Raw genomic sequence first — 19,723 nt, 5'->3', positions numbered from 1 at the left:
CTGTGTGCTAGTTCTCAAGATCAGTAAAGTAATACTGCAGAGAATGTGACAGAAAAAAGGTTCTTACGGCGGGGAAATGCGAAAGGAGCAAAGAAAATATAGCTGCAAATTTCTTCAAAATTTGAAGTAAAATTGAAAATGGAGAGCAAAAGATGCAAAAACTTCTACACGAGGGAGTGGAAGTCGAAACATCAGTCGATGGCTTTACTGCCGTTGATTTTCCTGAAGTTACCGCCGAAAAACAGGAACGCAGACATCCGGTCCATACAGTCGTTATCACGCATTTCGAACTGGCCCGGATGATAGAACGAGTAAACCGCCGCTTTGTGAGCTTGCTAAAAACCGAGCTGACGAAGTTGGGCGTGGAAGATATCGGCCCGGCCCAGACCCTGGTTCTGATGGCTATCGGCGATGTCGAGCTCACTGTGGGTGAATTACTGGATCGCGGACATTACGTCGGTTCCAACATTTCCTATTATCTTAAACAGCTTACCGATGGTGGGTATGTTGATCGTGTCGCCTCGCAGAGGGACAAACGGTCTGCCCGTATCCGCCTGACGGACAAGGGTGAGCGGCTGTGTGCAAGCTTGCGGAATGCAAGCCGGGCCTACAACCATATCCTCACTCGCGATGATGACGATCTCAGAAATCTCGAGATCGCCTATCAGACTCTGCACAGACTGGAACTCGTGTGGGGTAACGCCGCACGATTTGGCATTTGATGTGTTGCGACGCTTTTCGGCCACTAGCCGAGCACGTTTCGTAACATGCGTATAGCATTTGTGCACAGGCGCGGTTTCGGCCAGTTTGCTGCTTTAGCCGAAAGTCTGGCTACCAGCGGACATGATGTAAGCCTGATCTGCGAGACAGTGGACCGTCGCCTCCCAGCGGTCCGCGTCATCCGCCACAGAGTGGAATCTGGTCCTCGCACCGGCGGTGCGATGGCCAGATATCTCGAAGTACCCGATCATCATACGAGGATCGGGTACCGTGTGGCCGAAACCCTGGAATCCATGGCTCATCAAGGCCAGGCGCCCGATATCGTCATCGGTCATATTGGTTGGGGCAGCATGATGTTCGTCAAGGACGTGCTGCCGTCAGCACCAGCTCTTGGTTATTGCGAGTTCTTCTATCGCGCCAATGGTGCGGATGTAGGATTTGCGCCCGGCGACCGACCAGACATCGAAACTCGCAAGCGTCTGCGTTTGCGCAACATGGCCCAGCTCGTCACCCTTGAAGGAATCGATGGTGGGTTTAGCCCGACACACTGGCAGAAAAGCCTCTACCCGCGTTCCGTGCAGAATCGCATCGCCGTGGTGCACGAAGGGGTGGATACAAAACTCTTCTATCCAGACCGTCACGCCACGATTCAGCTACCCGATGGACGCACGCTGAAGGCAGGAGAATCGCGCGTGATTACATTTGTCGCACGCGATCTCGAACCCTATCGTGGATTTCCGCAAGCGCTTGAAGCCGCTGCCAAGGTCGTTCGGCAGAACGATGATGCGATCTTCGTGTTTGTCGGCGGTGATGGTGTCAGCTATGGAACGCCACCGCCCGGTGGCGGATCGTGGCGCGAGCATCTGGTCAAGAATTTGGATCTGCCGCCGGATCGCATCGTATTTCCTGGTACAATTCCGCACGCCCAACTCCGTAAGCTCTACCAGATATCCACCGCACATATTTATCTGACATATCCGTTTGTCCTGTCCTGGTCGGTGGTGGAAGCGATGGCCTGCGGCGCGCTTATCATCGGTTCGGACACGCCGCCTGTTCGGGAAGTGATCCGCTCAGGTCAAAACGGGCTGCTCGTGCCGTTTTTTGACTCGGATGTGTTGGCGGAAGTGATCATGAATGTCCTTCGCGATCCCGATGCATGCCTCCAGATGCGTGCAGCCGCACGCCGGACAGTCGAAAATCGGTTCAGGCTGTCGGATTGTTTACAGCAGCAAAAAACCTTGATCGATGCAGTATTGAACGGGAGATAGTCAGTATGTGGCGACAATCGGGCGTGCAAACAGTGATACTAAAATATAAAATGCCGTATTTCTGCGTGTTTACGACGTAAACGCAATATATATGCACATTGTTTCAAATTTTGAATTAAACTTGTTTCAAATATTCGCAATATTATCATATAGTTGATGCTATAAGGCTGTTGACAATACATTGACTGTATTTTCTCATTGCAAGTGCAGGCCGAGACTCCCAAGTCGGCCATCACACAATGGATGATTATGTTGAGCACACCACTTCCTGCGATCTCGGCGCGGAAATCCCGCCGATATGCCATTGCTTCGATGCGTGATCGTGAAGCGCTGGAAGCGACGTCTCTGGGCGGGCTGACCACTTTTGTTGAAGGGGATGGAAAACGTCTTCGGCTGGCGAATACATTTCCGCTCATCGCGATTGCTGCTTCGCAAGAGGGCGAGGACGAACTGAAGACGGTTCTGCAACAGGTTTATCGTCTGAGCACCATTCCGGAACTTCCCGTTGTGCGAATCGACGATGCGACGGCGGAAACCGTTCCCCTGCTGGTCACCCAACTGCTTGAGAGCAGTTTGGATCGCCTTGTAGGCCACGTCAGCAAGGTTCACACCGAGCTCGCCATGCTGCGTCGCGAGCGTGAGACAATGTTTGAGAATTACCGGGCGATTGAAGACGCGTTTCACGCTCGCAACTGGGATTCCTCAACGGAAATCTTCAGCCATGCCCCTCTGGTCGACCCGAAGGACGAAGGCTTTGCGCGTCTGCTGCGCGAATCGGAGATCGAACAGCTTTTCCCGGTTTCGAGCTATGCCGTTTCCGGTTTTGCCCTGCATTTCCGTGAGTTGCCTGCTAATCGCAATGGCCAGCTGATCGTTACGCTGGACTATCTTGAAAACGGTGAAGGGATCGCCGAATGGCTGGTGCCTTACGGTGCGCTGCATTCGGAGTGGAACTTCTTCTCGCTTCCGAAGGCGTGCGATGGCAGCCATCGGACATTGCGTCTGCGCATCTCAGCTTCGGGCGGGGTTCCACCAGAATTGTCGTTGGGCAATGTGATCGCCAATGAGCGTTATGCGGCGCGTGCGCGTATTCCACATGCTGATCTTGACATGCGCCCTCTGGCATTGCGGATTTTCACCGGCCTGCCGGGCGTCCGTCCGGCATCGCTGCCGAATGCCATTGTACCGACTGCGCTGATCAATGGCCGCAAGGTTGATGATTACCGTCTGCCCGTTGAATTGCTGCGTAACGTGGCCAACGTGTCCGTCACACCTATTACGCCCGACTTTCCGACTGTGCGGTTTCTTGAACATGAAGATGCCATCGGCTGCCATCCGCTTGAGGATGGGGTCACCGCAGCTGCAATCCGTCGTGTGGTCGCGCCGGGCACAGTTCGAGTTTCAGCGCGGGCTGTGATCGATCATCCCGAAGGCCAGCCCTGCGCAGTGGGACTGCTGCTGGTCAATCTGGCGTCGGATGTGAAGGAAGAAATCGATGCGATTTCCAGCCTCGACCGCCGCCGCCAGCAGGTGTTGTTCAGCGGCTGGTCGGAAGTTGCACCCAATCATCCGATCGACATCAACTTCATGCTTGAGGAACCGATCGACCGCACGATGGATCTCGTCGTCCTGAGCAAAGCCGCAGCAGGTTCCGTGGATTTTTCCTGGCTCAAAGTGTTCAACTTCCGGCTGGTCAAGCACATTGAGGCGCGCCCCAGTCAGGAAATAACCAAAGAGGCCGCGAATGTACGATAGGTCGAAAGATTTGATCGTTGTCGCCATGCCGCTCTATGGTCATGCGGCGCTGGCTCTCGAAGCGCTGGAAACCGTTCTCGCGTCAGAAACGGTTTTCCGCACGCAGATCGTGGTGTCTGTCGATGGTGATCCGCGCCGCGAAGTGTTTGATAGCCTGACGCTTTATGCGGCGGCTCATCCAAACATTCACATCATCTTCGGCGAGAATGCAGGGCCCGGCGGTGCGCGCAATCGTGCTGTCGACTATATTCTCGAAGAGATGCCGGATGTTAAAGCGGTTTATTTCGTTGATGCCGACAACCGGGTACAGCCCCACACCATCGATACGCTCTATCGCAAGCTTTTGGCGTCGAATGCGGGCTGGGTTTACACCAATATCGATACCTTTTCGGTCAACTGGCGCGCTCATTATGGCGACAGCTATTCGCGCCTGATCCACTGCATCACTGATAATATCTGCGATACCGGATCAATGATTTCTGCGGAGGTTTTCCGCAGCGGTGTCCGTTTTGATGATGATCGTCAAAATGGCTTTGAAGACTGGGAGTTCTGGCTGTCCGCCATTGAGGCAGGCTTTGTCGGTGCGCCTTGCCACGATACCGGTTTCGAGTATCGCCTGCGCGCGGAGAGCCGTTTCAAGGAAGCCAATCGTGACCGCTCCGGCTCAATCAGTTTCCTGCGCAAGCGGCACAAGGCGCTGTTCCGTCGCCCGACACTTGTGGGTTTCGAGCATGAAGAATGTCCGCGCTATGGCGTGATCCGCGCAGGCGAGGGGACAGTCAGCCTTTTCACCGACCTCAGCCTTGGCACCTCAGATCTTAAATTTGATGATGCCATTCGTGCGTTTTGGGGCAGCGTATCCGAACCGGATAATTTTCACTTTCCTCCATTTCTCGCCTCGTCCAATACAGAGACATTGAAACTTCTGGCGCGTTCACGACTGTTGCCGAATATCCTGTCGCGGCTCGAAAAGCTTTCTGAACAGGCCAATATCGTCTTTGTGGAACTCACCAATGTTGAAGACGAGCGGCGCATTGACACCGAAATCATGCCTTCCGGCACGCGCCAGCCGCACGCTGATCTGATTTTCGTCTCGACGAAATTGATCAAGGACATCATCGAAAACGATGCGCTGGATTGGTTCGCATCACTGGGCACGCAGCAATTGTGGCCTACATCGGCGCGGATGAAAGTGCGTTTCCCGTTCCCGCGTGTGCGTCAGCGCCGGGCCTTGTCACGGCCTGAACAATCGATGCTCAATCTGGTGACGTCGATTGCGACGAGCCCGCTCAAGCAAAGTGCGGCCATGCGCTGGACATGGCGTCCGCGTCGCCTGCCCGCTCTTTCTGAAATGTATCAGGTGCTGCGCAATGAACTTGGTGGCGGGCCGGTGCTGCCACTTGCGCATAATGCAGCAAGGAAGAAAACGGCTGCCGTTCTGGTGCCGAATGCCTCGTTCGGCGGGGCGGAGAAGGTTGCTTATGCCGCCGGGCGTGAGTTGAAAAACCAAGGATTTGAAACCCACCTCTTCGTGCTTGGCAATGAGCGGATGGATGTGCTGGACGAGTTCGACCAGTCCTTCGACTACCTGCATTTCTGGAAGGATGGCATTCCCGCCTGGGGAGACACAAATCGCTTCTTGGGGCAGGATTTTATCACCGACGATCATCCGCTTGATTGGGGCATCCTGCGTGGCCAGCTTTCAGGATTCGACCTTGTTGTGAACAATCACGTCATGGCGGCGCATCCGTTGATGGGTAAACTTCGCTCTGAAGGCACCCGCACCGCCTGCTATCTGCATGTGGTGGATGAAACGGTCTTCCGCCGCCAGGCGGGGCAGCCCTATGCCGCGATTGCTTTCGAACATGCCTACGATGCATTCCTGACCTGTTCGGATCAGTTGAAAATCTATCTGCACAGCTTTGGCGTGCCGTATGAAAAAGTGTTCTCGGTGCCAAACGGAGCCAGTTTTTCAATCGATACAAAACTGCGTACGCAGGTCACCGCAGCGCGCAAGCAGGGGCGCAAAGGCGAGCCGATACGAATGCTCTATATGGGGCGCCTTGACCGTCAGAAGGGTATCGACCGGTTGCACGATGCAATCGTCAAGCTGAAAGAGCAGGGTATTCCCTTCGAAGCGCAGGCAATTGGCGGCGAAATCCTCTCCGACGATCCAAGTGCCTCTTGGATGACGCGCCTGAAGGATGCGGGTGTGAAAGTCTCGCCACCAGTCTTTGACGGCAAGGACATTGCGAACCATCTTGCATGGGCCGATGTTCTCTTGATGCCATCGCGCTGGGAAGGTGCGCCGCTGATGATTGCCGAAGCACAGCAGCTTGGCTGCGTGCCGGTTGCGACGGCGGTTGGTGCTGTCGATGAGCTGATCAATCATGGCCGCGATGGCATTCTCATCCGCAATGGCAACGACGCGCAGATCGTCTCCGACATGACGCGCATTCTGACCATTCTTGCGCAGGATCGCGAAGCCCTGATGCGAACCGCTGAAGGTGCGCTCGCCTCCGCTGCTCACCGCACATGGAGCTCGGCTTTCTCCGAATTTACCGATTGGGCGAATGAAATTCGTCCCGCTTATCCGAAATCCCGGTCTTCCCAGCCGGATGTTGCAGATGCTGCCAGCACGATTGCCGTTCTTCCCGGCCGTGCAGTTGCCTGATTATATCAGAAAGGTCGACCTATGAGCCGCCCAACCAATCCAAGAATCCTCGTCACAGGCATTCCGAGCCATCTGACGCGCCTTATCCAACGTGCGGATAAAGCGCAGGTCCATTATTCGGAAAAACAGCGGGATTCCGAATCCAGGGATAATTTCATCCAGGAGCTGAAGAATATCAGCAATACTGGCAATTATCTGATCGGCGAAGGTGCGATGACGGCGCTTCTGCCGAGCGCCAAGCACATCCCGTTCTGGCATCTCTATAATTGCGTGAACAATGGAACGGGTCTCGAAGAGGTCAACAAGGATTTCGATATCTGCGTCTTCACCTGCGCAAACCTTCTGCGCAAGGGCCTGTCCGCAGATGCGGAAGCGCTTGTTCTATCCAAACTTAATATGCCCGTCGTCATGCTCGGCATCGGCATCCAGAACCGTCCTGACATTGAAGGCGAAGACGGCCTGCCAGCGGGCACGAAGAAGCTTTTGGAAGTACTCAAATCCCGCGAGCATTATTTCCTCACGCGCGGTGAAAATGCTGCCGGATATCTCCGCGATCAAGGCTTTTCCTATGTTCGTCCGGTCGGCTGTCCGTCGCTCTATTTCCGTCCGGATAATATGCGCAAGGCGATCAGCCGTCTGCCCGATGTGAAGGTGGGCGAGGGCCGTACCGTTTTCACCGGTTATATGGGGGCGGAACTTGAAACCATTGGCGATATGAACGCGCTGAGTTCGGATGACGGTCGTTCAGCCTATGTGGTTCAAGATGAGCTGCTGCACTTCGACATGCAGCTTGAATCCGATGCCAATGGCCGCGCCTACGATTCCACAACCGGCGAACTCGTCGGTCCGTTGACCTACAAGGGCTCGGACGATCTCAAGAAGAAGATCAGCGTTCACGCCTTCCTCGATACTAATCAATGGCGCGCCTGGTGCTCGACTATGGATTTCTCCTTCGGTCGTCGTTTCCACGGCAATGTTATTTCCATGCAGGCTGGTGTGCCGAGCCTGATGGTCGCTGTCGATGACCGTATGCGCGAGATGCTGAATTTCTCCGGTCTGCCAAAGATTGACGCCCGCGATCTCAACGCTGCCAATGATCGGCGAGCTTTCGTCAGCGATCACATCGCCGCGATGAATATTCCCGAAGTCATCGAGAACTACTCGGCGCGAGAACGCAATTTCCGAAACGTGCTTTCAGATATCGGTATTGGATAACTCCCAGTCCAACCCGTTTCACAACTCCAGCGAAGATGGATCACCATGCGCATAATGATCACCGGCATTCCGTCATATCTGATGCGGACCGTCGAAAGTGTTTCCGGGGCGAGCGTTAAGCATCGCCCCTATTTCGAGCCCATCCGCAGCAAGAAGGATGTGATCGATCAGGTCAAGAAGATTGCCAATACCGGCAATTACCTCATCGGTGAGGGCGCGGCTAACGCCGTGCGCGGCCATGATGTGACCTATGTGCCATTCTGGCATCTGGCCAATAGCCTCAACTCGCCGGACACCTATGCGAAGCTAAATGAAAGCTTCGATCTCTGCCTGTTTGCATCAGCCAATCTTTTGCGTCCCGGCTATGCCGCAACGACCGAATCCTTCGTCTTTGAAAAGCTGAACATGCCGATTGTGGTCATGGGCATCGGTATTCAGAAGAAGGAAAATCTGAAAGCGGAGTTGCCGGAAGGTACGCGCCGTTTCCTCGAAATTCTGCGCCGCAAGGAGAGCTTTTTCCTCACGCGCGGGCATTTCACCGAAGAGTTCCTGAAAGATGCGGGCATGAAATATGTCCGTCCGACGGGCTGCCCATCGCTTTATTATGCGCCGGATCAGATGAAGCTCTCGCTGAGCCGCCTTGCCGATCCCAGCCTTGCAGACGCGCAGAAAATTTCCTTCGGCGGCTATCTTGGCAGTGTGGCGGATACGATTGTTGATGCCCATGCACTGCTCGAAAAGGACAGCGTTGCAAGCTATGTCATTCAGGATGAGGTCATCGTCTACAACATGAACATGGCGGGTGAAGATCATTCCGAAGCCTATGATCAGGCCGCAAGCCGCATCACGGCGCCGGTCGATTACAAACACATGGAAAAATGGCAGCGCAAGAACGAGCTGCTGGTGTTCTTTGATACGCACAAATGGCGCAGCTGGATTTCCAGTCAGGATTTCGGCCTGAGCCGCCGTTTCCACGGCACGATCATCGGAATGCAGTCGGGTGTCCCGGGACTGATGATCGCTGTCGATGATCGCATGCGCGAAATGCTCGGTTTTGTTGGCTTCCCGCATATCGATGCGAGCGTCTGGAATCGCGAGCCGCAGAAAAAAGCCTATCTGCGCGACTTCCTTTCCAGGATCGATGTGCCAGCGGCCATCAATCGTTATTCGGAATGTGAAGCCAATTTCAACGGCGCGCTGAAGGATATCGGTATCCGATGATGGAAACCTGCAAGAGCATCGGGAGTGGGGTGGTGGCAGCGGTGGCGCTTTTAGGCGGCATGTTGTTAGCAGCCCAATCTGAGAGCGCTTTTGCCGATACGCGCTTTGGCGTCAACAGGGTCAACATGGCCTGGCTCAAGCCGGCAGAGCGCGAGCTGATTTTCAATCAGATGATTGAGAACGGTGTGGTGGCGGTTCGGCTGTCACTCACACGACCGCTCGATCAAAGCATCGATGCCGTACGCCTTGCCCATGAAAAAGGCCTCGCTATTCTGCTCGAAATATCGCTCAACAATGCAGACTTCTATCCTGAAGGAACGAAGCCCCGTTCCGGGCGTGGGCGTATCTGGGACATGTATCGGCTTTCCGACATATCCCCCGAGCACTTTCAGCAGGCGATGGGTGACGCCTTGCAAAAGATTGATGCGCTGGGTGTGCCGCTGGTCGCGGTTGAACCCGGAAACGAGATCAACTGGGGCGCTTATAATGGCGATCTTGCCATCCTGCCCAAGGAAAAGATGAAGACTGCCCGCTCTTTAAGCGAGATGGACGAGCTTCCGCTGGTCGAAAAAGGTGCTGAAAAATACGTCGAACTTTTGCGTATTGTCCGGGTAGAGCTGGCGAAAACCAGGCATAGCACCAAGGCAAAGGTCGTATCTGCGGGTTTGTCCGACATCCCCTTCATCGATGCCGACCGGCGCGGGATAGATACTGTTGACCCCGCCGTCTTTACCGACCTCCTCAAGAAGTATGGTCTTAATGACGCTGCTGATGGCTACGGCATTCACATCTATCCCGGCAGCAGCGGCACGCGGGCTGCGCGCGCGAAACACATCGCCAGTGCGCTGTCTTTCTGCGGTGGAGCAGATGGCAAGCCTTGCTGGATCACCGAATGGGGCTTCGCAAATACCTCAAAAGCCTGTCCGGCCAATGACAATAATCGTGAACAACTGGTCGAGAAGGCACGCGACCGTTTTCGGCAGATGATGGACAGCGGCCAGATCGCAGCCGCTTATTATTTTGATTGGGATGCAAGCACTTACGGTGTGTGGCGTTGCGGTTCGCTGACGCCAGCCGGTAAGGCTGCAACGGTGACGAAATGAAACTCAAGACTGTAATCATCGGTGGTTCAAACACCGTCATGCTGCCCGGCTATCTGCCGACGCTTTTATCGACGATGGCGAAACGCGGCGTGGAACTCGACATCGTCGCTGATCTCGCGGTTGGGGGCACGACGAGTGCTCTTGGCCTTTATCAGCTCAAGCAGTTTGAACAGCTCGAAGAGTGTGAGCTGTTGCTGATTGAGTACGCGATCAACGATGCCTTTGTTTATGGCGATGAACGGCGTCCATTCCGTCATTGGGCACGGTTTTACGAAGGGATCATTCGTTACGCGCTTGAACGCAACCCAAACTTGCGTATTGCAACGCTTGTGTTCGGCGCACGCAATGGCTCATTTCTGAATTCCGTTCCCTCGATTGATGCAGGCATCAACTACATTTCGCAATGGTATGGAACGACCACGGTTGATGTTTCGCGAATGCTGATGCAGCAATATGGCCGCGATGTCGTAAGCAATCCGGCTTTCTATCTCGATCAGGGTCATTATGCGCGCCCAGTTTCGACAACCATCGTTGCGAACTTGATTGCAGATGTTCTCGAACCGGCTTTGTCTGTTCCACATCGTCCAAAAGCGCTGCCGTTCGCTATCGACCCGGACCATTTCGCCAATGCACGCGCTTTGAGCGGCGAGCAGCTTTGCAAGCGGCTGGGGCGCGTGCCGGTCCAATACAGCAATCGCCGTTTTTCGATTTCGGCGCTCGATCTTGGTCTAGACAGAATGCGCTTTGAGGTTGATAACGGACAACTGCTGGCGCTTGGCTATGTCTGTGATCCGCGCATTCCACCGCTCGATGTGGCGATGGGCGGGGAGGTGCATCGCGCGGCAATGATGAAAGGCGGCGTACGCGACGGAACCTACAAGTTTCTGGTTTCGATGCTGAGTTTCGAGTTTCTTTACGGCACTAAATTGCTGGAAGCACGCGGAAATGTGGCGCTTACTCTATCTGGTGCCGAAGAGGGCGTGGAACACAAGCTGCATGTTCCCAAAGATAGTGCCCATCACGAGGAACTGCCTGCGGAGCCGGTGCTTCCGATAACCGGCATGCTGTTTTCCGGCAATTTGAAAGTCATGTCGCTGGAGAAGAAGGCCGCTGTAAGCGCTGTTCTATCAGAAGCGGCCCAGTAGCTGTTATTCTACGAAAATGTTGACGCTGGCGGCCCGTCCGGCAGCGTCGACCACGGTCAACGTCGAATATCCGGTTCCGTCCGGTTGCCAGTTTGTTGTCCGCCGCCGCTCAATCTCAGCAATGGGCTTGCCATTGGCAAGCCAGCGAAACGGTGCGCGTCCGCCCTGTAATTTCAGCACCAGCGGCGATGCATTGTCGGTCAGAGCTTTCAGTTCGACATGCGCGCCATCAGGTGGAAACACGATGCGCGGTGCAGGCTCAATCGTGGCTTTGAGAACCGGCAGAGGATCGCTGCTCGATGAAAAACGTATCTGCGTCACCGGAAGATCAGCGCGTGCTGTGCGAAATGCGCCAGCAGGCGCACGCGGTAACGGCACGGAAGCAACGCCCGAACGCACAAAGGCTTCAAACAGGATGGGCGCTGCCGAAGCATAACCAGCAAGGCCCGGCACCGAGCCGCCATCCGCACGCCCGACCCAGACACCCAGCACATAACGCCCATCATAACCGACCGACCATGCATCGCGATAACCATAGGACGTGCCGGTCTTGTAAGCGAGGCCGAGACGCTTTGCGCCTTGCGGTGGCACGACACCGGCCAGAATATCGCCAATCTGCCACGATGCCTGCTCGGTGAGAATAGGGGCCGATGGCTGCACCGGCTCTGAGCCTTCGGTGCCGTCACGAAGGGCTGCACCGCGACCACCATTGGCAAGGCCTGTATAAAGCTGCACCAGATCACGCAGGCTGATGCCCGCGCCACCAAGCCCGATGGCAAGGCCCGGCGCTTCGCCTTTCGGCAATTGGAGATTAACCGCTGCCTGACGAATACGCGTGGTGAGCCGCGCAGGACCGACTGCATTGAGCAGGCTGATGGTCGGCACATTCAACGACATTTGCAGCGCCTGACGGATGCTGACATCGCCCTGATAGCTCATATCGAAATTGCGCGGACGATAACCCGCAAAATCCTGCGGGCGGTCCTCGATGATGGTTTCCTGCGCAATCAGTCCCTGCTCGAAGGCCAGCCCATAGATGAAGGGCTTGAGCGTGGAGCCGGGCGAACGCACGGCGCGGGTCATATCGATCCAGCCCTGCCGCTTGCCATCGAAGTAATCAGCGGAGCCAACCTCACCCAGAATATTGCCATTGCGGCTGTCGGCCAGCACGATTGCCACAGAGACTTTTGGCCCAAGCTTCGCAGCAGCTTCGCGCGCCACAACTTCAAGCCCAGCCTGCACAGATTTTTTAAGCGTTAAGTGGTGACGTGCCTCGGTCGGTGCCTGCTTCAATGCAAGATCGGCAAAGTGGGCAGCCAATGCGGGCAGCGGATGACGCATCGCGGATATGCGCTCACGCGATGCACGTTCGGCTTCCTCGCTTGTGAAAACTGCAGAGGTTACCATGCGTGTTAACACACGATCACGCGCAGCAACCGCGTTCTTCATCTCGCGATCCGGGCGGCGGCGTTCAGGCAATTGCGGCAAAGCCACAAGAAGTGCTGCTTCCGAAGTGGTGAGGCGAAGCGGCTCCTTGCCAAAATAGGCAAGTGATGCCGACCGCACGCCCTCCAGATTGCCGCCATAAGGTGCAAGCGTCAGATAGCGTTCAAGAATTTCAGACTTGCTTAACCGCCGTTCGATCTGGATTGCACGCGCCAGTTGTCGGAACTTGGAGCCGAAGCTGCGGCTTTCGCGCGGTTCGATCAGGCGGGCAAGCTGCATGGACAGTGTGGAGCCGCCGGAAACAATACGACCACTCCCTGCAAGCTGATAAGCGGCCCGAAGAAGCGCTGTGAAATCAATACCACCGTGATCGTAGAAACGCTTGTCCTCATAGGCGATCAGCATTTTCACGAATTTCGGATCGACATCTTCGATGCGGGTATTGAGCCGCCAATAGCCGTCCGGCGTTGCATAGGCGCGGAGCAAAGCGCCGTCACGATCCATGACTTCGGTGGAAATGGTCAGCCGTTCCGGCAAAGGCGGAGGATAAGCGCGGTCGAGCCAGTCAAGCCCAGCGACCGTTCCTACAGCGGCGATGCCGAGAAACGCGGCACCGCCAATCGCTATTTTCCACCGCCTTTTCATTCGTCTGGCCGCGCTATGGCGCGGCCACCTCCATCATGCCCGTTGCCGTGCGCGCTGCAAATTGCGGACGATACATATCCTCAACCGTTGCTGCCGGATGGGTGTAAAGACCCGGCGTCACCGCACGCACCACATAAGCCAGCGTGATCGGCTGCTTCTCACCTGCCGAGCGGTCGAAAGCGGCCACAAAACGATCATTGCGGAATTCGAGATGCGCGGCCTGTGTGCGGGTCAGCCATGGGAAATTGCCAAGATCGGCACTGGAAACAAGGCCCGGATTATCGATCTCAAAACCGGCTGGCAAGAGATCAGTCACAAGCAGACGCGACTGCCATTGCTGCAGATCATCGATTTTCAGAACAACCACATAGCGCTCATTCTGGTTGACGCCGGTGACATTGGCCGGTTCGCCATCAAGCGTATAATAGGTGCGCTCGATTGCGAAACCTTCACCACCCGCAGGCAGTGACTGAGCGGGTGCAGCAACAGCCGTGACGACCGCATCGACCGAGCCTTTGCCGGTATTTGTGACGACCAAAGGCTGCGCTTCAAGGGTCGCGCCGTTGAGACGCTCGGAGAACGCACCTTCATGCGCGGTGCCATTGATGTCGAGGCTGATTACACCATTGTCATCCTGAAGCCCACGTGCTGCAAGCAGCATCCATGCCTGATCCTGCGTGCTCAGATAACGCGCGCGCTCACGTTGGAACTCGACCAGCGTAATCAGCGACGGCAGCACTTTCGGCGCAGGCTTGGTTTCCGCAGCAAGCGCCAGCATGGCCGCACCATCACGCAGCGGCGAACCATAATCGGAGCGATTATAGTCGTAGCTGGACTGGCTGGTTGCAAGCTGGAGCGACGCATTGAACACGCGTTCCGAACGCGGCTGATCACCATAAAGGGCAAGTGCTGCACCAAGCTGGGCAACGGCCATCGGGCTTGCGAAGTTTTCGAGCTGGGTATCGGCGAAGTAACGCAGATCGCCAACAGAAGCCTTCTTGTTGCGGGAGAGAACATAGAGCGCATAGGCAATGTCGTTGCCGCGTTCCTTGACGTCGGTGGTATAGCCGAGCGCATTCTGCAGATTAGCAAGAGCCGAAAGCATCGCCTGCTGCGGCACGTCATAACCCTTTTCGCGGGCACGCGTGAGGAAGTCGGTCACATAGGCGTCCATCCAGAGATCGCCCGACCCCGGCGACCACAGGCCAAACGAACCGCTTGAAGACTGGTTGTTCAGCACGCGGAAGATCGAGTCCTGAACGCGCTTCTTGAGCTCTTCCTGACTTTCCAGACCCGCTGCGGCTTCTGTGCCTGCCGCCATTTCGCTCAAATAGAGCAGCGGTAACGCGCGGCTGGTGGTCTGCTCTGTGCAACCATAAGGATAGCGGTCGAGCGCCATCAAAAGCGCTGGAACATCAAATGCAGCGCTTCGCGTCACACCAACGCTGACAAAAGCACCATCAAGCAGGCTTTCCGACAGAAGGCCGCCGTCGACTTTCAGGCTTCCGCCATTGGCCGCGAGATTGACGACATGACGGCTCGTGACCGGCAGATCGACCGGACGCACCGGCAATGCCAAGGCCTGTTCAACGTTGAGGCCTGCATCGTTGGAAAGCCAGATCGTCACACCACCGGCACCCGTGGCCACAGCATTGAGCGGAACGGTGATCGACTGCCGTTTGCCACCTGTAAGCGCAATGCTTTCAGGGTAGGAGCCAACCTCGACACCGAGATTATCGGTGGTCTCAAGGCTCACACGATAATCGCCGTCCGGTGCATCCGTATTGGCAATATCGAAGCGGATATTGGCCTGATCACCAGGGGCCATGAAGCGTGGCAGACCAGCGGTGATCACCACCGGATCGCGGATGATGACATCGGTCACCGCATGACCTACAGCCTTCTTTGTCCATGTAACAGCCATGACACGCGCGGTGCCGTTGAACTGCGGTATGTCGAAGGTGATTGTAGCCTTGCCATCGCTATCCAGTTCAACCGGACCGGAGAACAGCGCAACCAGTTTTTCGGTGGGCGGGCTGCCTTCGGCTGCCATATTGCCACCGTCGCCACCTGTGCGCAGCTTGCCGGTGACACCGAGCGAGCCATCGATCAGGCGACCATACATATCGCGCATTTCAAGGCCCAGCTGACGCTGGCCGAAAAACCAGTCTTCAGGGTTCGGCGGCTGATAGCGGGTTAGGTTGAGAATGCCGACATCGACCGCCGCAACCATGACATAGGCCTGCTCGCCACCCGCATTTTCAACCGAAACAGGGATGGAAAGCGTGGACCGCGGTGCGATCTTTTCAGGCGGGGTCAGCTTGACTGCAAGCTGTTTGTCGGCAGGATCGACCTTCAGCCATTTAAGACCAATCGCACGCGCAGGCATACGGCTTTCAATCGCCTCACCCGGTCGGAACAGCGTTGCTGTTACATAGGCGCCCGCACCCCAATCCTCACCAACTGGAATATCGATGGTCGTGCCACCTTCCGGCACACTGGCCGTGATGGTCTGGAGCAGCTTCTCTGCACCAATGGTGATGAGTAACTCACCGGCAAAACGTGGGGATACTTTTAGTTCAGCCGTATCACCCGCCGCATAATGTTCCTTGTCGAGCGCGATTTCCAGCCCGTCCGGTGTTTCGGTCGAAGTGGAGCTCACATACCAGCCCGCGTCAAATTCGTAGCTTGTGGTCGGACCCGAGGCATCAGCCGTTTCGATTTCAAGACGATAACGACCCCAATCAACCGGCAGGCTGATTTCAGCCTCGCTATCGGTTTTTAGATCAATCTTGCCGTTGGAGACAGCCTTGGTGAACGTCACCGGCTCGTAGTTCCAGCTGTTGCCGCTGCGATACCACTGATAATTACGCTCGATCTTGACCAGCGACCATTGAGCACCATCAAGCACCTTGCGATCGCCCTTGCTGTCAGAGGCGATCACGCTGAACTTTGCGGTTCCGCCCTGCGGAACTTCATCGCCGGAGAAATCAGGACGGATACCGATGAGATCGGTTTCCGGCTGAATGGCAACATCGATCTTACGCTCAACCGCACGACCGCCGGTTTCGCGCATGCGAACGGTGACGGCTGCATTGACGAGACGCGTCGTTGACGGCATTTCATCGACTGCAACCGGGAAAGTCGCCTTGCCGTTGTCATCAACCTTCGACAGACCATCGAGCGGCAGACGCGTAGCTTCGCCCTGTTCTTCATCGGCGAGGCCAAAATAATAGCCCTTGAAGCGGTCCCACTGGCGTTTGGTCGAAAGCGTGACTTCGCCTTCAAGCGCGAGACCGGCTGCAGGCGCACCATAGAGGAAACGACCGTCCACGGTGATATTGGCGGTTTCGCCAACAGCGATTTCCGGCTTGTCAGACGTCAGATCGAACTCGATCCGGTCCGGCACGAAATCTTCAACCAGGAACATCTGCGTGGCAATCGCTGGCTGTTTGGGATCGGTATAGACCGAAACATTCCAGGTGCCGCGCATGGCGTTGGTTGGCAATGTCAGGTCGATGGCATGACCACCGGCCAGTTTGCTGTCGGAAACGAGACGGCGATCTTCCACGCCATCGGGACGCGTGAAGATGAAGGTGAGCGGCAGATCATCGATTGCGGTTGCGGTGTCGTCACGCGCAAGCGCGCCTACATGCACAACTTCGCCAGCGCGGTAGATACCGCGCTCTGTCCATGCATAAAGATCAAGTGCTTTCGGCACGGCACGGCCCGTCACACCACGATCGGAAAGATCGAAACCGGCGCGCGCCATATCGAGGAATGTGAAATCCTCATCATGCTGACTTGCCATCAGCACCGCTGGCACCATGCCGTCCGTGCCGCGTGTCAGTCCCGGCGTAAACGTCGCACGGCCATCGCTGTCGGTGGTCGCTTCGCCCAGCACTTCATTGTTGCGTGCAAGCAGCGCCAGCTTCACGCCTTTAAGCGGCTCTGCGCTTTCCAGCGAACGGGCAAACACATTGATGCCGTCCTGTCCGGTATAGGTCGAAAGGCCGATGTCGGAAACGACAAACCACTGCGTTGCCTTGGTGCCATATTCATCATCGGACTTCTGAACCAGCGGCTCGGCGGTCAGCACATAGACGCCGGGCTTGCGTTCCGGCAGTGCTTCATCAACCGGAAAACTGGTCGTTGCTTCCTTGTTCAGCTCATTGCCTGCAACCTCGATCTCACCTTCCCAGACAGGCGAACCCATCTGTTCGGAAACCGTGCTGATGTCATAGCCGTCCAACTGGCGCAGGAACTGATAGCCGGAGAGAAGCTGTGCCAGCGAACGGTCGCCGACGCGGTAGAGCTTGACCTTGGCTGTACTCAAATTGACGCTGACCAGCGGAATGCCGCGACGGGCTTTCGCAGGCAGCACAAAGCTGTCGCCGGTAAAGCGCACCGATGGCGCGCGGTCCTGCACATAGATCGAAAGATTGACCGGAGCTGGCAGCACTTCACCAACAGCCGATGGCAGGCCCTGACGGAACGTCACGGTGTAATTGCGGCCATGTTCCAGACCCTCGACGCAAATCTGACGATCCTTGGCTTCAACTGCCTGCGGCGCGCCATTGTCAAGCTTGACGAAGCTTGAATAATCGACACCACTCTTGACCAGTTCTTCCGAGAACTGCGCGCAAATGCGCGGGGCGGCATTATCATTATCGACCGTGTTGTTGACGATGCGGAAGCCTTTGCGGGCTTTCAGATCTTCATAGACTGCACGAACGGATGCGGAATTGACGAGATCAAGGCTCGCTTCATAAGCCTGCAAAGCCGGGCGCGATGCATCGCGCTTTTCCAGTGCCTGCGCCATGACGGCAAGCGCTTGCGCGCGCTCATCCTTGGTCCGTGAGGTCTGGTAGGCAAACCACGAGGCCGACGTCGCATCACGCTGGAACTTTGCGCGTTCCTGACCGTTGGATGGTTCAGTGGCAAACGCTGAAAGCGCATATCCGGTCCAGATTTCGCTTTCATCCGGCGACATGCTGGCAGCCAGGCGGAACTTTTCCATCGCCGTGCGCGGATCGCCATTCAGGCCCGCTGCACCTGCTTCATTTCGCAAAGTGCGCAGGCTGTCGGAGCTTTCAAGGCCATTGATTTCGCGCTTCAGACGACGGGCTTCGTCAATCAGATTGGCGGCGAAGAACGAGATGCTGGGCGGAGCGCCAATATCTTCTACTTCGCGGGCTGCAGCGGATTGCGTGACGACCTTACCCGCAATAGAGCCAACGGACTGATTGAGCTTGTTGAAATCGGATTTCAAGAAACACCACTTGACCTTCGGATTATAGGTGAAGGCGAGGCAAGCATTGTCACCCAGACAAATGTTTTTGCACTGGTCGAGCGAGACATTCTTCTCCGTACGCAAGTCGAAGCCGAAATAATCGCTATCTTTGGTGATCTCTATCCGCCGGGTTTCGGCCGCTTGTGTAGTGTGTGGAGCTGCCGACAGGCAAGCTGTGACTGCAAAGGCCCAGAAAAGCCGGTTGAAACCAAAAAGCATTTGCATCCCCTCACGACGACCGGTGCCATTTCCAATTCTATTAGAAAAGGCGAAAAGAATCCGGCTCATGTGAAGCCTCACCGCGACAAACTGTCAAGGCGAATAGGGATTATCTACAACTATTAGGATAAGTTTAGGGAATAATACGCTCTACGAGGTAAATGCCTCGCAGAGCGTGCACGGGTAATCTAGATGATCCCACCATTGGCGCGCAATATCTGGCCATTTACCCATGCACCGTCGGGTCCGGCCAGGAACGCAACCACCCCTGCAATGTCTTCCGGGGTCCCCAGACGTTCGAGCGGGCTCATCTTGGCCATGCGTGCGACCAGCTCTTCGGATTTTCCATCGAGAAAGAGATCGGTCGCAGTGGGGCCGGGCGCAATGGCATTGACGCTGATGTTTCGACCGCGCATTTCCTTGGTCATGATCGCCGTCAAGGTTTCGACTGCGGCCTTGGTTGCGGCATAAACACCGTAGTTTTCCAATTTCAGGCCGACGACAGTGGTGGAAAAATTGATAATACGCCCATTGTCGCGCAGTCGTTTACCAGCCTCCCGCATGGTATTGAAGGTGCCCTTGAGGTTGACCGAAACGAGCTTGTCGAAATCTACGTCCTCTGTTGTGGCGAGAGGCGACAGGGTCATGATACCGGCATTGTTGACGAGAACATCTACGCCGCCGAAAGCGTCTTCGGCCGCATCGAACATTCTCTTTACTGCGGCAGGATCGGCAACATCAGCCTGTGCTGCTCGCGCAATGCCGCCCGAAGCCTCGATCTTGTTGACGACGGCGTCGGCGAGAGCGGCATTGCCTGCATAGTTAACGATGATAGTAAAACCGTCGTGGCTCAGTCTTTCGGCAATGGCAGCGCCAATGCCGCGCGATGCTCCAGTGACGATGGCAACCTTGTTTTTCATATCGGACATTGTCTGCTCCGTTCCGGTGGTTTGGGTTTGTACAACCCACAGCAAGATCGCACTTTTCTAACACCGTTTAATCGGGCATTATTTGTCATT

11 protein-coding genes are annotated in these 19,723 nt (G+C 55.9%); 8 read left to right on the top strand and 3 right to left on the bottom strand.

The genetic code is table 11. The features are described from left to right. The first annotated feature begins 152 nt into the window (after positions 1-152). The 8 genes from ABDF71_RS15535 to ABDF71_RS15500 all read left to right on the top strand — a co-directional run bounded on the left by ABDF71_RS15535 (position 153) and on the right by ABDF71_RS15500 (position 11,101). Positions 153-722, top strand: a complete 570-nt coding sequence (locus ABDF71_RS15535) for a MarR family winged helix-turn-helix transcriptional regulator (RefSeq protein WP_010658636.1) — start codon at positions 153-155, stop codon at positions 720-722. 45 nt (positions 723-767) lie between these two features. Next, entirely contained in the window at positions 768-1,988 is a 1,221-nt protein-coding gene (locus ABDF71_RS15530; RefSeq protein WP_036586487.1) for a glycosyltransferase family 4 protein, read from the top strand. 249 nt (positions 1,989-2,237) lie between these two features. Beyond that, positions 2,238-3,743: a DUF6212 domain-containing protein gene (locus ABDF71_RS15525; protein ID WP_258124371.1), complete on the top strand. Its 1,506-nt coding sequence runs from the start codon at positions 2,238-2,240 to the stop codon at positions 3,741-3,743. Further along, complete coding sequence (locus tag ABDF71_RS15520) at positions 3,733-6,417, top strand: glycosyltransferase (RefSeq protein ID WP_151663615.1); 2,685 nt, start codon at positions 3,733-3,735, stop codon at positions 6,415-6,417. Before ABDF71_RS15525 ends, ABDF71_RS15520 begins: the two co-directional genes overlap by 11 nt. A 21-nt stretch (positions 6,418-6,438) precedes the next feature. Beyond that, positions 6,439-7,632, top strand: a complete 1,194-nt coding sequence (locus tag ABDF71_RS15515; RefSeq protein WP_151663616.1) for a polysaccharide pyruvyl transferase family protein — start codon at positions 6,439-6,441, stop codon at positions 7,630-7,632. Positions 7,633-7,677: 45 nt separating this feature from the next. Beyond that, entirely contained in the window at positions 7,678-8,853 is a 1,176-nt protein-coding gene (locus tag ABDF71_RS15510) for a polysaccharide pyruvyl transferase family protein (protein WP_151663617.1), read from the top strand. Next, complete coding sequence (locus ABDF71_RS15505; RefSeq protein ID WP_151663618.1) at positions 8,850-9,956, top strand: glycoside hydrolase; 1,107 nt, start codon at positions 8,850-8,852, stop codon at positions 9,954-9,956. The genes ABDF71_RS15510 and ABDF71_RS15505 overlap by 4 nt, the downstream gene beginning before the upstream one ends. After that, positions 9,953-11,101: an SGNH/GDSL hydrolase family protein gene (locus ABDF71_RS15500; protein WP_258124370.1), complete on the top strand. Its 1,149-nt coding sequence runs from the start codon at positions 9,953-9,955 to the stop codon at positions 11,099-11,101. The genes ABDF71_RS15505 and ABDF71_RS15500 overlap by 4 nt, the downstream gene beginning before the upstream one ends. Before the next feature lie 3 nt (positions 11,102-11,104). Here ABDF71_RS15500 and pbpC read toward each other — a convergent pair whose 3' ends face one another. The 3 genes from pbpC to ABDF71_RS15485 all read right to left on the bottom strand — a co-directional run bounded on the left by pbpC (position 11,105) and on the right by ABDF71_RS15485 (position 19,633). Beyond that, positions 11,105-13,192, bottom strand: a complete 2,088-nt coding sequence (pbpC, locus tag ABDF71_RS15495) for a penicillin-binding protein 1C (RefSeq protein WP_151663620.1) — start codon at positions 13,190-13,192, stop codon at positions 11,105-11,107. A 13-nt stretch (positions 13,193-13,205) separates the two neighbouring features. Beyond that, a complete protein-coding gene (locus ABDF71_RS15490; RefSeq protein ID WP_500061821.1) occupies positions 13,206-18,710 on the bottom strand; it encodes an alpha-2-macroglobulin family protein in 5,505 nt (1,834 codons plus the stop codon). Between the two features lie 182 nt (positions 18,711-18,892). Then, positions 18,893-19,633 carry an SDR family oxidoreductase gene (locus tag ABDF71_RS15485; RefSeq protein WP_010658646.1) on the bottom strand — a complete coding sequence of 247 codons (741 nt, stop codon included), beginning with the start codon at positions 19,631-19,633 and terminating at the stop codon, positions 18,893-18,895. Positions 19,634-19,723: the final 90 nt, after the last annotated feature.

The sequence above is a fragment of the Ochrobactrum sp. WV_118_8 genome, assembly GCF_039631535.1.
In the GTDB taxonomy this organism is placed as follows: domain Bacteria; phylum Pseudomonadota; class Alphaproteobacteria; order Rhizobiales; family Rhizobiaceae; genus Brucella; species Brucella anthropi.
Note: the sequence above shows the minus strand (reverse complement) of the source record. Positions and strands in the feature narration are given on the sequence as shown.

Excerpts from the sequence above, each read along its gene's own strand:
- ABDF71_RS15490 (WP_500061821.1), bottom strand. The coding sequence starts at position 18,710 with ATGCAAATGCTTTTTGGTTTCAACCGGCTTTTCTGGGCCTTTGCAGTC.
- ABDF71_RS15510 (WP_151663617.1), top strand. The coding sequence starts at position 7,678 with ATGCGCATAATGATCACCGGCATTCCGTCATATCTGATGCGGACCGTC.
- ABDF71_RS15505 (WP_151663618.1), top strand. The coding sequence starts at position 8,850 with ATGATGGAAACCTGCAAGAGCATCGGGAGTGGGGTGGTGGCAGCGGTG.
- ABDF71_RS15515 (WP_151663616.1), top strand. The coding sequence starts at position 6,439 with ATGAGCCGCCCAACCAATCCAAGAATCCTCGTCACAGGCATTCCGAGC.
- ABDF71_RS15485 (WP_010658646.1), bottom strand. The coding sequence starts at position 19,633 with ATGTCCGATATGAAAAACAAGGTTGCCATCGTCACTGGAGCATCGCGC.
- ABDF71_RS15500 (WP_258124370.1), top strand. The coding sequence starts at position 9,953 with ATGAAACTCAAGACTGTAATCATCGGTGGTTCAAACACCGTCATGCTG.
- ABDF71_RS15535 (WP_010658636.1), top strand. The coding sequence starts at position 153 with ATGCAAAAACTTCTACACGAGGGAGTGGAAGTCGAAACATCAGTCGAT.
- ABDF71_RS15520 (WP_151663615.1), top strand. The coding sequence starts at position 3,733 with ATGTACGATAGGTCGAAAGATTTGATCGTTGTCGCCATGCCGCTCTAT.
- ABDF71_RS15525 (WP_258124371.1), top strand. The coding sequence starts at position 2,238 with ATGTTGAGCACACCACTTCCTGCGATCTCGGCGCGGAAATCCCGCCGA.
- pbpC (WP_151663620.1), bottom strand. The coding sequence starts at position 13,192 with ATGAAAAGGCGGTGGAAAATAGCGATTGGCGGTGCCGCGTTTCTCGGC.
- ABDF71_RS15530 (WP_036586487.1), top strand. The coding sequence starts at position 768 with ATGCGTATAGCATTTGTGCACAGGCGCGGTTTCGGCCAGTTTGCTGCT.